General features: G+C 36.6%; 11 protein-coding genes. 9 read left to right on the top strand and 2 right to left on the bottom strand.

Annotated elements, in window-relative coordinates; all coding sequences use genetic code 11:
• Nucleotides 1–82: 82 nt before the first annotated feature.
• Together DFR66_RS04400 and DFR66_RS04395 are read left to right on the top strand one after the other, a co-directional pair.
• Nucleotides 83–2509 (top strand): efflux RND transporter permease subunit, encoded by a 2427-nt coding sequence (locus tag DFR66_RS04400; RefSeq protein WP_114753631.1) that lies wholly within the window; start codon nt 83–85, stop codon nt 2507–2509.
• A 369-nt stretch (nt 2510–2878) separates the two neighbouring features.
• Nucleotides 2879–5503: an MGH1-like glycoside hydrolase domain-containing protein gene (locus tag DFR66_RS04395; RefSeq protein WP_114753630.1), complete on the top strand. Its 2625-nt coding sequence runs from the start codon at nt 2879–2881 to the stop codon at nt 5501–5503.
• 49 nt (nt 5504–5552) lie between these two features.
• Here the strand turns inward: DFR66_RS04395 and DFR66_RS04390 are convergent, their stop codons facing one another.
• Entirely contained in the window at nt 5553–6011 is a 459-nt protein-coding gene (locus tag DFR66_RS04390) for an RNA methyltransferase (protein WP_114753629.1), read from the bottom strand.
• 308 nt (nt 6012–6319) lie between these two features.
• Between DFR66_RS04390 and asnS the strand changes: the two genes are divergently transcribed.
• Both asnS and rpoN read left to right on the top strand, forming a co-directional pair.
• Complete coding sequence (gene asnS, locus DFR66_RS04385) at nt 6320–7756, top strand: asparagine--tRNA ligase (RefSeq protein ID WP_114753628.1); 1437 nt, start codon at nt 6320–6322, stop codon at nt 7754–7756.
• Nucleotides 7757–7839: 83 nt separating this feature from the next.
• Nucleotides 7840–9306 (top strand): RNA polymerase factor sigma-54, encoded by a 1467-nt coding sequence (rpoN, locus tag DFR66_RS04380; protein ID WP_114753627.1) that lies wholly within the window; start codon nt 7840–7842, stop codon nt 9304–9306.
• 193 nt (nt 9307–9499) lie between these two features.
• Here the strand turns inward: rpoN and DFR66_RS04375 are convergent, their stop codons facing one another.
• A complete protein-coding gene (locus DFR66_RS04375; RefSeq protein WP_073352621.1) occupies nt 9500–10090 on the bottom strand; it encodes a thymidine kinase in 591 nt (196 codons plus the stop codon).
• Between the two features lie 244 nt (nt 10091–10334).
• Between DFR66_RS04375 and DFR66_RS04370 the strand changes: the two genes are divergently transcribed.
• The 5 genes from DFR66_RS04370 to recJ all read left to right on the top strand — a co-directional run bounded on the left by DFR66_RS04370 (nt 10335) and on the right by recJ (nt 15387).
• Nucleotides 10335–11372 (top strand): hypothetical protein, encoded by a 1038-nt coding sequence (locus DFR66_RS04370; protein ID WP_114753626.1) that lies wholly within the window; start codon nt 10335–10337, stop codon nt 11370–11372.
• Nucleotides 11373–11449: 77 nt separating this feature from the next.
• Nucleotides 11450–12163, top strand: coding sequence for a 16S rRNA (cytidine(1402)-2'-O)-methyltransferase (gene rsmI / locus DFR66_RS04365; RefSeq protein ID WP_114753625.1), 714 nt, complete (start codon nt 11450–11452; stop codon nt 12161–12163).
• A 2-nt stretch (nt 12164–12165) separates the two neighbouring features.
• Entirely contained in the window at nt 12166–13218 is a 1053-nt protein-coding gene (locus DFR66_RS04360) for a flavin monoamine oxidase family protein (RefSeq protein WP_114753624.1), read from the top strand.
• A gap of 16 nt (nt 13219–13234) precedes the next feature.
• Complete coding sequence (locus DFR66_RS04355) at nt 13235–13579, top strand: HopJ type III effector protein (protein ID WP_114753705.1); 345 nt, start codon at nt 13235–13237, stop codon at nt 13577–13579.
• Nucleotides 13580–13686: 107 nt separating this feature from the next.
• Nucleotides 13687–15387, top strand: coding sequence for a single-stranded-DNA-specific exonuclease RecJ (recJ, locus tag DFR66_RS04350; protein ID WP_114753623.1), 1701 nt, complete (start codon nt 13687–13689; stop codon nt 15385–15387).
• Nucleotides 15388–15391 lie beyond the last annotated feature (4 nt).

Below are 15391 nucleotides of genomic sequence, written 5' to 3'. Positions count from 1 at the left end.
GGGATCTACTTCTAAAAAGTTTCCGTTAAAACCAATGATTTATAGCGGTTTTAACTACCTTTACAGCCTTTAAATAGGAAATATGATTAAGTGGTTTAGTTTGGGGTTTTGGGAATTAATAGCCAGAATTGTCCTTAGAAATAGAATTTTAATGTTATCCATTATTGTTGTGATAACTGCGCTTTTAGCGCTACAATGGAAAAATATTCACTTCACTTTTACCGAAGCTAATTTATTGCCAGATGACAATATTGTAAATATTGAGTACAACGCTTTTTTGAATAAATTTGGTGAAGAAGGAAATCTAGTCATCATCGGTGTAAAAGACGAAGCCATATTTACTCCAAAAGCCTATGCTTCCTGGAGTAAAATGATGAATTCGCTAAAAGGAGACAAAGCCGTTGATTTAGTTGTTTCGTTGAATGACTTGAAGAAATTACAAAAAAATGATTCGCTGGAAACCTTCGAATTGGTTCCTTTTGTAGACCAGAGCAAAACTGTTGACCCAGCGTATCTTCAAAAAATCAAAAAAGAACTTTTCAATGATTTGCCTTTTTACGAAGGATTGCTTTTCAACAAAAGATCGGGAAGTATTCGCTCTGCGGTTTACATGGATAAAAAAATTGTAAATACGGCTGCTCGAAAAGATTTTGTTCTTGATAAATTGGTTCCAGCTGTCGAAACATTCGAAAAAGAAACCGGAATCGACCTGCGTGTTTCGGGAATGCCTTACATCCGAACGCTGAACGCAAAAACTATTACGGACGAAATCAGCATCTTCATTGGAGCCTCATTATTAGTCACTTCACTACTTTTCTTTTTCTTTTTTAGAAGTTTTAGGGCAACTTTAATATCAATGATTATCGTAATTATTGGCGTAATGTGGTCTTTTGGATTTTTAGGATTATTAAATTACGAAATTACGGTTCTAACGGCTTTAGTTCCCTCTTTAATCATCGTAATCGGAATTCCGAATTGTATCTTCCTGACTAATAAATACCATCAGGAATATAAAATTCATCACAATAAGGTCAAAGCATTACAGCGTGTCACCACAAAGGTGGGAATGGCAACCTTAATGACGAATCTAACTACAGCTATTGGTTTTGCTACGTTTGTGGCTTCAAACAATCAGTTATTATTAGAATTTGGTGTGGTGACTTCCATCAATATTATGGCACTTTTCTTTTTGTGTATTATTGTCATCCCTATTTTTCACAGTTACATTCCAGCACCAAAAGAGCGTCATATTGAGCACTTGGATCGCAATTACGTGAAGGTTTTCATGGATTGGATTCTAAGAAACGTAAAATACAATCGCTTTTCAATTTATGTCGTTGCCATTGTTTTACTAGTAATTAGTATTATAGGAATCTACGAAATGCGTATTTCCGGTAGTTTGATTGAAGATATGCCTAAAAAAGAAGCCTTTTTTGAAGATATTGTTTTCTTCGAAAAAGAATTTGATGGTGTTATGCCGCTGGAAATTATGATTGACACCAAACGCAAAAAAGGAGTGATGAAATTGTCTACGCTAAGGCGAATGGACGAGCTGGAGGAAACCATTGACGAAATTCCGGAATTATCAAAACCCATTTCTATTGTGAATCTGGTAAAATATTCCAAACAAGCCTATTACAACGGAAACCCTGATTATTACGATTTACCCAGTTCACAGGAACAATCGTTTATTTTGTCTTATGCTAAAAATGCCACGAAAAACTCAAAAGACAATTTAATGAAAAGCTATGTAGATTCGACAGGTCAATTTGCTCGAATCACCACTTATATGCGCGATGAAAACGGCGATAAGATTGCTAAAATTGAAGCTGAGATTCGCAAGAAAGCTGATAAAATTTTCCCGCCAGATCAATACAAAGTCACTATCACCGGAAAAGCTTTGGTTTTCCAAAAAGGAACTGGATACTTGCTGGATAACCTACTTTCGTCACTGGCATTTGCTTTTTTCTTAACTGCGCTTTTGATTGGTTTTATGTTCCGTTCGTTCAAAATGGTTTTGGTTTCTATTATTCCAAATTTACTGCCATTGATGCTTACCGCTGGATTGATGGGCTTTTTAGACATTCCACTGAAACCATCGACGATATTGGTTTTCGGAATTGCGTTTGGACTTTCGGTAGATGATACTGTGAGATTCCTTTCCCAATACCGTGAAGAACTAAAGAAAAATAACTGGAAAATCCGCAAATCGGTTTACGCCACATTTACGGACGCCGGTTTGAGCATGTTCTATACTTCTATCGTATTGTTCTTTGGATTTTCGGTGTTTATGTTGTCCAGTTTTGGAGGGACTATTGCACTTGGAGGATTAATTTCGTTGACATTATTATTCGGGATGCTTTCAAATTTGATGTTGTTGCCAGCTTTGGTATTAACCTTGAACAAAACCTTAGCCAACGAACAAGATTTTATCGAACCAAAAATTGATATCATCGAACCAAGTGATGCCGAAATTGACGATCTAGAAAAGAAAAAATTGGATAATTAAGAACTATTTCTCCACCCGAATCTTGGAGACATGACGTTTTTTCTGTTTTTCACAAAAAACAAAAACGTTTTCTATTTACACGCATTGTGTTTCTTGCCCATCTTATTGGGGTAATTTTATTTTATTTTATTTTTAACAAAAATTGATAAATTAAGACCTCAAAATTTACGAGATATTTAAAGAAAGTTACCATTGGTAGGTAATTAAACAATAGTAAACCGCTGATTTCGTTCTGCTGAAAAATATAACTTATTTTTACAAGCATAGAAGAACAGAAAACTTATAATAGAATAAAAAAACTCCTGTGCTATTTGTTTAAGAGCAACAGTTCTGTTTTTAAGTTCACAAATAATACTAAGACTGCAAAATATGACGCACCACATTTCTGAGGAACAAAAATTAGCCGTTTCTGATAATTACAGAAATTGGAAAAAATGGGGGCCGTACTTAGCCGAAAGACAATGGGGAACTGTTCGCGAAGACTACAGCCAAAATGGTAATGCTTGGGAATTCATAAACCACGATAGAGCTAGAAGCAACGCCTACAGATGGGGCGAAGAAGGAATTGGCGGTTTTTGTGATTCTCGTGAAATACTATGCTTGGCTCCTGCATTTTGGAACGGAAAAGATCCTATACTCAAAGAACGTTTATTTGGTTTAACCAATAATCAAGGTAATCATGGTGAAGATGTAAAAGAACTATACTTTCATCAAGTTTCAACACCATCTCATTCCTATAACAAATACCTTTATAAATATCCTCAAAACGAGTTTCCTTACGAAGAGCTAATAGTAAAAAATCGACGCAGTCGGGAAGAAACAGAATTTGAATTATTAGATACAGCTAGCTTTACTGATAATGCATATTTTGATTGTTTTATCGAATATGCAAAAGCAGATGTTGATGATATCTTGATGCAAATTACAGTAATCAATAGAGGGGCAACAACTGCTACAATTCATGTACTTCCACATTTATGGTTTCGTAATTTCTGGAAACACAACGATAGACATCCACGACCAAATATGGAGTCTGTAGCAAATAACACAATCCAATCCACTAGCAGCCGTAACGGATCCTATTACTTATATCACCTTGAAGGAGAACAACTCTTTTGTGAAAATGAAACCAACAACAAGCGCATATACAATGCTCCTAATGAGTATGAATTTGTAAAAGATGGAATCAATAACCACGTAATTAGTGATGAACCTACTGTAAACCCAGAAAAATTTGGAACCAAAGCTGCCATTTGGCACAAGTTTGTTTTAAAACCGGGAGAAGAAAAAATCGTAAAAATACGGTTGAGTAATGTACCGCTGGAAAATCCTTTTACTGATTTTGATACCGTTATTGAAGCAAGAAAAGAGGAGTGTGAAACATTTTACAGCGGAAAAATAAGCGCCGAAATTCCTAAAGAGCAACAAAAAATTGTAAAAGATGCCTTTTCAGGATTGTTGTGGACCAAACAATTTTACTATTATGATGTATTCAAATGGCTTTATGGAGGGCCAGGAGAGACACCACCAAATCGCTCAGACAAACGAAATGCCAGCTGGAAACATTTGACAAACCGACACGTAATTTCGATGCCTGACAAATGGGAATACCCATGGTATGCCGCTTGGGACCTTGCTTTTCACATGGCTTCGTTTGTAGAAATTGACCCTTATTTTGCTAAGCAGCAACTCCTACTTGTATTACAAGAAAGCTACATGCATCCTAATGGCCAAATTCCCGCTTATGAATGGAACTTTAGTGATGTGAATCCGCCGGTTCATTCTTGGGCAGTATGGACTGTTTATGAAAAAGACTTAAAACGTACCGGTAAAACCGACACTGAATTTTTAGAAACTGCTTTCCAGAAACTCCTCGTGAATTTTACATGGTGGGTCAATCAAAAAGACACCAGTGGAACAGATTTGTTTGAAGGTGGCTTTTTAGGATTAGACAACATTGGTGTTTTTGATCGCAACCACATGCCGGAAGGAATCAAAAAAATGCAACAAGCAGATGCTACAAGCTGGATGGCCATGTTTTCCTTAAACATGTTGCGTATGTCACTTGAATTAGCCAAAACCAATAAAATTTACGAAGAAATATCAGCAAAGTTTTTCAGACATTTCCTCAATATTGCATGGGCAATGCATCACATAGGAAAAAAAGATCTTTCCTTGTGGGACGACCAAGACAATTTTTATTACGATGTTGTTGAAATGTCTGATGGCAGCACAGAACGCTTGAAAGTTCGTTCCCTAGTAGGCGTAATTCCAATGTTTGCTGTAGAAATTATGCACAAAGAGCTATTCGAACAATTGAAAGATTTTCAAAAAAGAGCAAACGAAATTATAAGAACTCGTCCGGATTTAGCCTCATTAATATCCAACTTAGAAACTGCCAACAAAGATGGTAATTTTCTATTTTCGATTATGCGTGGTTTTAGACTAGAGCATCTTTTAATTCGCTTATTAGACGAAAAGGAATTCCTATCGGATTATGGAATTCGATCCCTTTCTAAATATCATAAAGACAACCCTTTTGTTTTTGGAAGAGAAGGACATCATAAAATTCAGTACGAACCTGGCGAAAGCAGGTCTGGCATGTTTGGCGGAAATTCTAATTGGCGTGGACCTATCTGGATGCCACTGAATTATATGATCATACAATCTCTACGCAAATATTACACTTTTTATGGCCCTACTTATTTGTATGAATTCCCAACTGGTTCCTCAAATAAACTAAACCTAAACGAAATTGCAAACGAGTTAACTAAAAGGCTAGTCAAACTTTTTGAAAGAGATAAGAATGGAAAATACCAGTACCATTCTGATGATTCAAATCATGTTTTCTCTAAAGAAAAGCATTTTAAGGACCAGCATTTTTTCTATGAGTTTTTTGATGGAGACACGGGTAAAGGGTTAGGCGCTTCACATCAAACTGGATGGACTGCTCTTATTGCTAATTTAATTCTAGAAATGGACAATAATCAATAGATTACTTAATCATCTACTAATATTCCCGTTTTTAAGAGCGGGAATATTTTTATGATCTGGGTTTATTAAGACCTCGGTCATAAAGAACAATGCTTCCAGCAACTGAAACATTCAAACTTTTTTCGGATTTGAATTTCACCAAATGATGACATTTTGCAATGGCTGCCTTAGAGAGTCCGTTATCTTCCGCGCCTAATAAGTATACGCAGCGTCTTGGATGTTCAAATGTTTCTAAATCGGCAGCTCTTTCATCGAGTTCTACACCTACTAAACGAGCGCCTTTGGGTAAGTTATTGTAAAATTCTTCAAAATTTTCATAATGAAAATACGGTAAAGATTTTACAGCATTGTGCGTATCACAAGCTTGCTTGGCGTATCGATTACCAATTGTAAAAATATAGCTTGCACCAAGATTTTGTGCTGTGCGCCATAATACACCCAAGTTCTCAGGAGTTTTACCGTTTTGAATCCCAATACCAAAATACTCTGTTACAAAATTGTCGTTCATAGGGCAAAAATACAAACTGTTACAAGGATTGTCAAATTTTTAAAATATTAATACGTGCAATGTATCGTTTATCGTGTTGTTTTTTATTGGGACAGCTTCTAATTTTGCTTGAAAAGAAGAAATTCCACCGCAACCTAGCCCCGATACTAGCGGCATCCTTTGTGTTTTTTCTTTAAAAACACAAAGATATAGCGGATAGCGGGAAATAGCTCCTGATTACCCTATTTCTTACAATGACTTTTCAAACAAATCATTTATATTTGCAGTTCAGTCACGAGACAATTTTTAATATCAATTATATACATAAAATGAGACATACAAAAGTTAAAGACTTACTAAACAGCGCAAAAACGCTTCATGAAGTAAATGCAAAAGGATGGGTGAGAACTTTTAGAAACAATCAATTTATTGCCTTAAACGATGGTTCGACCATTGATAATATACAATGTGTTGTCGATTTTGAGAACACACCAGACGAAACTTTAAAGAGAATTACAACTGGAGCAGCAATATCTGTAACAGGAACTTTAGTAGAAAGTAAAGGTGCCGGACAGAAATTTGAAATTCAGGTGGCTAAACTGGAAATCCTTGGAGACTCTGATGCAGAGAAATTCCCGATACAACCAAAAAATAAACCGAGCTTGGATTTCTTGCGTGAAAATGCGCATTTAAGAGTTCGTACTAATATGTTTGGAGCAATTATGAGAGTACGTTCAGTATTGTCGTATGCGGTTCACAGTTATTTTCAAGAGAAAGGTTTTGTATATGTGAATACGCCAATCATCACAGGTTCAGATGCTGAAGGTGCTGGCGAAATGTTTAAAGTTACTGCTTTGCCATTTGACGGAACGCCAAGAACTGAAGACGGAAAAGTGAATTACAGAGAAGATTTCTTCGGGAAAGAAACAAATCTTACGGTATCAGGACAATTAGAAGGAGAAACTTTTGCGATGGCTTTGGGTCAGATTTATACTTTTGGACCAACATTTAGAGCCGAAAACTCGAATACTTCGCGTCACCTTGCAGAATTTTGGATGATTGAGCCAGAAGTAGCGTTTAATGATTTAAATGACAATATGGACTTGGCCGAGGATTTTATTCAATACGTAATAAAATACACGATGGACAAATGTCCAGAAGATTTGAAATTCTTAGAAGGTCGTTTGCTAGAAGAAGAAAAATCAAAACCACAGGCAGAACGTAGCGAAATGGCTTTGCTTGACAAATTGAATTTTGTTTTAGAAAACAATTTCAAACGCGTTTCTTACACTGAAGCAATTGATATTTTAAGAGAATGCACACCAAATAAAAAGAAAAAATTCAACTATATCATTAACGAATGGGGTGCTGATTTACAGTCAGAACACGAACGTTACTTGGTGGAGAAACACTTTAAATGTCCTGTAATCTTGTTTGATTACCCGGCAAATATCAAAGCATTTTACATGCGTTTGAACGAAGACGGAAAAACAGTTCGCGCGATGGATATCCTTTTCCCTGGAATTGGAGAAATTGTGGGAGGTTCTCAAAGAGAAGAACGTTTTGATGTTTTGGTAGAAAAAATGAAAGCCTTAGGAATTGATGAAGAAGAATTGTGGTGGTATCTTGATACCCGTAGATTCGGATCAGCGGTTCACTCTGGTTTTGGACTTGGATTCGAAAGATTGGTATTATTTGTAACAGGAATGACCAACATTCGTGACGTAATTCCTTTCCCGAGAACACCAATGAATGCGGAATTCTAAAAATTCGTTTCAAGTTTAAAGTTTAAGGTTGTTGAAAGTACAGCAACCTTAAACTTAAAGCCTTAAACTTTTAAAAAATAAAAATGCTAAAGCAATTTCTAAATTTAAAATTATCACAGAAATTATCTCCACAGCAAATTCAGCTGATGAAGTTAATTCAATTGCCTACGCAAGCTTTCGAACAACGTTTATTGGAAGAAATGAACGAAAATCCAGCTTTGGAAGCCGGAAAAGAAGAAGATGAATATGAAAAGGACGAGTTCGAAAACGAAGATTATGATGATTATGACGATTCCGAATCAGACAGAATTGAAGCCGAGGACATCAACATTGACGAATATTTAAGCAACGACGAAACACCGGATTATAAAACACAGGCTAACAATTACAGTGATGACGATGATGATCGCGAAACGCCATTTGCGGCGCCGGTTAGTTTTCACCAAGATTTAATCAATCAACTGAATACTTTTATCTTGAATGATGAGGAGCGTGAAATTGCCGAATTCCTTGTTGGAAGTATTGATGACATGGGTTATATCCGCAGAAGCGTTCCTGATATGGTAGACGATATGGCGTTTACCCAAGGTATATACACCGATGAAAAGATGGTGGAAAAAATGCTGCAGGTAATTCATGAACTGGAACCATCAGGTGTAGGCGCACAAGATTTACAGGAATGTTTGTTGTTGCAACTAAAACACAAAACACCAACAGAATCTGTAGAACTGGCCACTGATATTATCGAAAATCAGTTTGATGCATTTACAAAAAAACATTACGACAAGTTAATTCAAAAATACAATGTTTCGAATGAGCAACTTAAAAAAGCCATTCACGAAATAGAAAAACTGAACCCAAAACCAGGCGGATCGTTTACGGGAAACAATAAAGTAACTGAAAATGTGGTTCCTGATTTTGCCATTAGAATTGTAGACGGTGAACTAGAATTGACCTTAAACGGACGAAATGCTCCATCGCTGCATGTTTCTAAGGATTATCAGGAAATGATGCAAACCTATAAGGATTCCAGAGATAAATCGGCGCAGCAAAAAGATGCAGTGCAGTTTATCAAACAAAAACTGGATTCAGCTAAATGGTTTATCGATGCGATACGTCAGCGTCAAGAAACCCTTTTTGTAACCATGAACGCCATTATGCATTACCAAGAAGAATTTTTTCTGGATGGTGATGAAACCAAGCTAAAGCCAATGATCTTAAAAGACATTGCAGATATGGTAGGTCTTGATATATCTACAATTTCACGTGTGGCCAACAGCAAGTATGTGGAAACGCCTTATGGAACAAAATTGATAAAGGAATTCTTCTCGGAATCAATGAAAAATGATCAAGGCGAAGACGTCTCTACTTTAGAAATCAAAAAAATTCTACAAAACACCATTGAGGAAGAAGACAAGAAAAAACCACTTCCGGATGATCAACTGGCTGAAATTCTTAAAGAAAAAGGCTATCCAATAGCGAGAAGAACGATTGCCAAATACAGAGAACAACTCGATATTCCTGTAGCGAGAATGAGAAAAAAGATGTAAATAATTACGAATTTGGAATTACGAATTACGACTCAGAATTATATGTTCTTACTGTGGAGTTCTTTTTAAATCAATCCAAAGAAATAACATACTATATTTATAAATGAAAAACCCTTTCAGAGTTTCGAACACTGAAAGGGTTTTATATTTTAATCCTGTCTCGGGTCCCGAAGCGTCGGGAGGGGAGAAAATTTTACTTCTCCTGATCTTTCCGCATCGCATGATAATAGGCGGCACGACTCAAGGGTTCGTATTCTTCGGTTTCTCCTAACATTACTAGTTTGTCATTGTCAGTTTTTCGGAAACTATAATTCGCCAGATTTCCGGTGCGGGTACATACAGCATGCACTTTCGTTACATACTCAGCAGTTGCCATTAATGCGGGCATTGGGCCAAAAGGATTTCCTTTGAAATCCATGTCTAATCCTGCAACAATCACTCGGATTCCTTGATTTGCCAAATCATTACAAATCTTTACAATTTCATCATCAAAAAACTGTGCTTCGTCAATACCAACTACATCACAACCTTGCGCTAAAATGGCAATATTTGCAGCAGCAGGAACAGGTGTGGAACGGATTTCGTTAGCGTCATGTGACACCACCATCTCGTCATCATAACGCGTATCGATTGCCGGTTTAAAAATTTCTACTTTTTGCTTGGCAAACTGCGCTCTTTTCAAACGACGAATCAATTCTTCGGTTTTACCCGAAAACATGGAGCCACAAATGACTTCGATCCAACCAAATTGTTCTTTATGATTTACTGTATTTTCGAGAAACATTTTGTATTTTTCTGACTTAAAAAATGAATAGTTTTTATTACTTTGTAATGGATAAAACCGACTTAAAAATTTTATACTTTTACGTCGTTTCAAAAGTATAACATTTTTATTAAATCGGAGATTCGCGAGCTCTTATTTAAAAAATAAATAACGCGAGCAAAGGTTTCTTCTTCCTTATGCTAAATAAAAACTAGGAAGACATTTATAAAAAAGACCCGCCTAACACACTATAATTTCAAAAGTTATGAAAAAAAAATTGGAAGCCGATTTAATCAGCATTGCACACAGAATATTACAACTAAAAAATAAATCTGACATCAATCAATTATATCTGGAAACGCAGAAGTTATATGAAAAACTTTCTGTCTTACGATTTGTAGACGAACACTTTAGTGAAGCAAAACCGACTATTGGCACAGCTGAAGTGGAACAAAAAATTGAATCTATTTTTGATAAAACAGAATCAGTTCAACAGGAAATTAAAGCTGTAGTCGAAGAAACTATTGCCGAAGAAATTGTTGAAACGCCTTTGGAAGAACCAACAACTGTTGATTCATCTGAATCTGAAACAAGTAGTGTGGAAGAAGAGACTGTTGAAGCTCCTTTGGAAGAAACCACAGCAGCTAATGATGAATCTGAAACGAGTATTGTGGAAGAAGAAACCGTTGGAGCTACTTTGGAAGAAACAATTTCTAATGAAGAAATAACTACAGAACAAGAAATAGAAGATGAATCTGTTTTTGAAGAAGAAATAGTTCAAGCGGAAAAAGAAACGGATCGATTCACTCCGGCTTTTGAACTGTCACAAGAAGAGGAAGTACAAGCGGAACTGGAAGTACCAAAGAAAATGGAACCGGTACAAATTTCTTTCGAAGATTTATTGGGCGGAAATTACCATGACACACAGTTTGTAAAAGTACAACAAATTGAAAATATTCCTACTGCAGTAGTAATCGAAACTCCAAAAGAAATCGTTACAGAGGAAGAAAAAGTAGTACCTATCAAAGAGGAAGCTGTTGAGCCAAAAACAGTTTCGCTGAACGAAAAATTAGCTAAAGGAATCAATATCGATTTGAATGATCGCATCGCTTTTATAAAACACCTTTTTGGCAATAGTAGCGAAGACTACAATCGTGTTTTAAGCCAACTTATCACGTTTGATACGTTTTATGAAACCAGAGATTTTATTCAGGAAATGGTAAAACCAGACTACAACAATTGGGAGGGAAAACAGGATTATGAAGAACGTTTTATGGATATAATAGAGAAAAAATTCTTGTAAATTTCCTTGAATTTTTCTGAATATACATTTGAACAAATACAGATTTTCTATAAAATTTGTATTCAATTATTTTATTTATGTCAAAATTATATATCGTACCTACACCTATAGGCAATCTTGAAGACATGACTTTTCGAGCCATCCGGATTCTTAAGGAAGTCGATTTGATTCTCGCAGAAGACACGCGTACGAGTGGAAAATTGTTAAAGCATTTCGAAATTGGCACGCACATGTACAGCCATCACATGCACAACGAACACAAAACCGTTGAGAATTTAATTTCTCGTTTAAAGGCGGGAGAAAATATCGCTTTAATTTCAGATGCGGGAACGCCTGCCATTTCTGATCCCGGATTTTTATTAACCCGCGCTTGTGTTGAAAATGGAGTTGAAGTTGAATGTTTGCCCGGTGCAACAGCATTTGTTCCGGCATTAGTAAATAGTGGCTTACCGAATGATAAATTCGTTTTCGAAGGTTTTTTGCCTGATAAAAAGGGGAAACAAACACGTTATTTGGCCTTAGCCGAAGAAACGCGTACAATGATTTTATATGTTTCACCGCATAAATTAGTGAAGACTTTATCGGAATTCATTACTTATTTTGGTGAAGACAGACCGATTTGTGTTTGTAGAGAATTATCAAAATTACACGAAGAAAATGTTCGAGGAACAGTACGAGAAGTTTTGACCCATTTTGAAAAAATAGCTCCTAGAGGAGAAATTGTTGTGGTTGTAGGTGGAAAACCAACAACAAAAGAACCTAAAAAATCTAAATTCTCAGCTGAAGAGTAATCATGAAAAAGGAAAAAGTTATTGTAATCGGTGCAGGACTTTGTGGACTCTACACTGCTTTTTTACTTCAAAAAAAAGGGATTGAAGTTCTGATATTGGAGGCTAATACCAGAATTGGAGGCCGAATAAAAACCATTACAGGGGCAACAGCTGTCACGATGGAAATGGGTGCGACTTGGTTTGGAAATCAACACCGGCATCTTTTAGAAGTACTCAACACTTTAGAACTCCCTTATTTTAGACAACATACAAAGGGCATTTCATTATTTGAAACGATGTCTTTTGTGCCACCACAAAAATTTGAAATCTCAGATTCCGAAGAACCTTCTTTTCGTATCGTGGGTGGAACGACATCATTGATTAATAGATTAGTCTCTGAGATTGGTCAGCAACATATTAAAACACAAACTAGAATAACGGGGATAAAAGAGCAAAATAATCAATTAATAGTAACGGATTCAAGCGGAAACATTTATTCAGCTGATAAAGTGATTAGCACTATTCCACCTAATTTGCTTGTAAACTCGGTGCTTTTTGAACCCAAATTACCCGACAATTTTACACAACTAGCGAAGAAAACGCATACTTGGATGGGCGAATCCATAAAATTTGCTATGGAATATAAAACTCCTTTTTGGAAACAGAACAACTATTCCGGAACATTGTTCAGTCAAGCTAGTATTATTCAGGAAATGTACGACCACAGCACCGCCGATAACTCCGGTTTTGCACTGAAAGGTTTCCTAAATGGGGGAACCGTAGTCCTATCTTTTGAAGAACGCAAAGAAAAAGTAATAGCGCAACTAACGACATTCTTTGGGTCAGAAGCTACGGATTATGTAGCCTATTATGAGACCGTTTGGAGGGAAGAACCGCTTACCTTTCAGCCGTATGAACAACTCGTTTTAGCGCACCAAAACAACGGACATTCCCTTTTCAGAACACCGTTACTAAACGAAAAATTATATGTTTCGGGTGCTGAAACCGCCACTCAAAACCCTGGTTATATGGATGGCGCTATTTATGCCGCGAAAACAATTGCCTCACAATTCTAAACAATTAAAAATCAATATGACTATAGCCGCTTTTTTAGAGAAATTAAAACAAACACCTGAAGCGATAGTGTTTTCAGAAACCATTGCTACTGTCGAAGAAAACTACGACTTTACACCTACAGCATTCGAGAATGGTTTGCAACACAATGCCGCAGGAGAAAATTCAGGATCTTGTAAATTATTTTCGTTCGCCGAAATTCAAAACTTATCAGAAGCAGAAACACTAGCCTGTTTTGGAGCCTATTATTACGAAGATGTTTTACAAAATCCAAACGGAACTGATCACCAAAACATCCGCAATTTCATGAAAACCGGTTGGGATGGAATTGCCTTTTACGGAAGTGCTTTAGTGTTGAAATAAAAATAAAAATTCGCTGTCAGGTCGAGCGCAGTCGAGACACATCAGTTACTCTCTACTGCGCTCGATCCGACAAAATTCCTAACACAATTCTATAACACAAAATCAATATGCGTTGGACCTTAAAACCAAAACCTTCAGAAGAAACTGTACAACATTTGGCGAAAACGTTGAATGTAGAAGATTTTGTGGCCACTTTATTAGTGCAACGCGGTATTGAAACATTTGAAGATGCCAGACGGTTTTTTCGCCCGAGTTTAGCGGATTTGCACGATCCATACTTGATGAAAGATATGGAAAAAGCAGTGAACCGAATTGAAAAAGCGATTGAAAATCAAGAAAATATTCTTGTTTTTGGTGATTATGATGTCGATGGAACCACGGCAGTTTCACTCGTTTCTTCCTATTTAAAAACCTATTATCCGAACGTGACGACCTATATTCCGGATCGTTATGACGAAGGCTATGGAGTATCTTTTAAGGGAATTGACTTTGCTGATGACAATGGATTTTCACTTATCATAGCTTTAGATTGTGGTATAAAATCCATCGATCATGTGGCCTACGCCAAAGCAAAAAACATCGATTTTATCATTTGTGACCACCACAGACCGGGAGAATTTTTACCCGAAGCTATTGCCATTCTCGATCCAAAAAGAGACGATTGCTCCTATCCCTACGATGAATTGTGCGGTTGCGGAATAGGTTTCAAATTGATTCAGGCTTTAGGCCAAAACCGAAATGAAACAATCGATGATTTGATTCCGTATCTGGATTTAGTTTCAGCTGCGATTGCTGCTGATATCGTCCCAATGACCGGAGAAAATCGGGTGCTGGCTTATTTTGGATTGCAAGTCATCAATTCTAACCCAAGACCAGGAATTAAAGCCATTATTCACCAAATAAAAAAACAAACTTTAGATATTACCGATGTTGTTTTCATCATCGCACCCAGAATAAACGCCGCCGGACGCATCAAACATGGGAATCATGCGGTGGAATTATTAACCGAATTTGATTTTGAGCAAGCCCAACAATTTGCTTCTGAAATCGAGGCGTATAATTCGGAGCGAAAAGATTTAGACAAATTAATCACCAAAGAAGCATTACAACAAATTGAGAAAAACAACGAAAAAGAACGTTTTACTTCAGTAGTTTTTCAAGAAGATTGGCATAAAGGAGTGATTGGAATTGTCGCTTCCCGATTGATTGAAACCTATTATCGTCCGACACTTGTTTTTACCAAAAGCGGCGATAAATATGCAGCTTCAGCACGTTCCGTAAAAGGATTTGATGTGTATAATGCGCTTGAAGCGTGTACAGAACATTTGGAACAATTTGGTGGTCACATGTATGCAGCAGGAATGACGTTGAAGGAAGAAAACTATCAAATTTTCAAAGAGGCTTTCGAAAAAGAAGTCGAAAGAACCATCCATCCCGATATGTTAACTCCAGAAATTACAGTTGATGCTGAAATTAATTTTGCAGATATTACTCCAAAATTAGTCCGAATTCTGAAACAATTTGAACCGTACGGACCGCAAAATATGACCCCAATTTTCTTAACTAAAAACATCAAAGACACCGGTTATGGAAAACCTATGGGACAAGAAGACGAACACCTAAAACTTTTTGTCAAACAATCCCAAAGTCCCGGGACCGAAGGTATCGCTGCTATTGGGTTTAATTTGGGAAACAAAATCGAACTGACTACCCATCAAAAACCTTTTCAAGCCGTGTATTGCATTGATGAAAACGAATGGAAAGGCAAATTAAGTTTGCAATTGCGATTGCGAGATATTAAAGAATGATTCT

The sequence above is a fragment of the Flavobacterium glaciei genome, assembly GCF_003350545.1.
Lineage (GTDB): Bacteria > Bacteroidota > Bacteroidia > Flavobacteriales > Flavobacteriaceae > Flavobacterium > Flavobacterium glaciei.
Note: the sequence above shows the minus strand (reverse complement) of the source record. Positions and strands in the feature narration are given on the sequence as shown.

Coding starts and splice junctions, on each gene's coding strand:
- DFR66_RS04400 (WP_114753631.1), top strand. CDS start 83: ATGATTAAGTGGTTTAGTTTGGGGTTTTGGGAATTAATAGCCAGAATT.
- DFR66_RS04360 (WP_114753624.1), top strand. CDS start 12,166: ATGAAAAAGGAAAAAGTTATTGTAATCGGTGCAGGACTTTGTGGACTC.
- DFR66_RS04395 (WP_114753630.1), top strand. CDS start 2,879: ATGACGCACCACATTTCTGAGGAACAAAAATTAGCCGTTTCTGATAAT.
- DFR66_RS04375 (WP_073352621.1), bottom strand. CDS start 10,090: ATGTTTCTCGAAAATACAGTAAATCATAAAGAACAATTTGGTTGGATC.
- DFR66_RS04390 (WP_114753629.1), bottom strand. CDS start 6,011: ATGAACGACAATTTTGTAACAGAGTATTTTGGTATTGGGATTCAAAAC.
- rpoN (WP_114753627.1), top strand. CDS start 7,840: ATGCTAAAGCAATTTCTAAATTTAAAATTATCACAGAAATTATCTCCA.
- recJ (WP_114753623.1), top strand. CDS start 13,687: ATGCGTTGGACCTTAAAACCAAAACCTTCAGAAGAAACTGTACAACAT.
- DFR66_RS04370 (WP_114753626.1), top strand. CDS start 10,335: ATGAAAAAAAAATTGGAAGCCGATTTAATCAGCATTGCACACAGAATA.
- DFR66_RS04355 (WP_114753705.1), top strand. CDS start 13,235: ATGACTATAGCCGCTTTTTTAGAGAAATTAAAACAAACACCTGAAGCG.
- rsmI (WP_114753625.1), top strand. CDS start 11,450: ATGTCAAAATTATATATCGTACCTACACCTATAGGCAATCTTGAAGAC.
- asnS (WP_114753628.1), top strand. CDS start 6,320: ATGAGACATACAAAAGTTAAAGACTTACTAAACAGCGCAAAAACGCTT.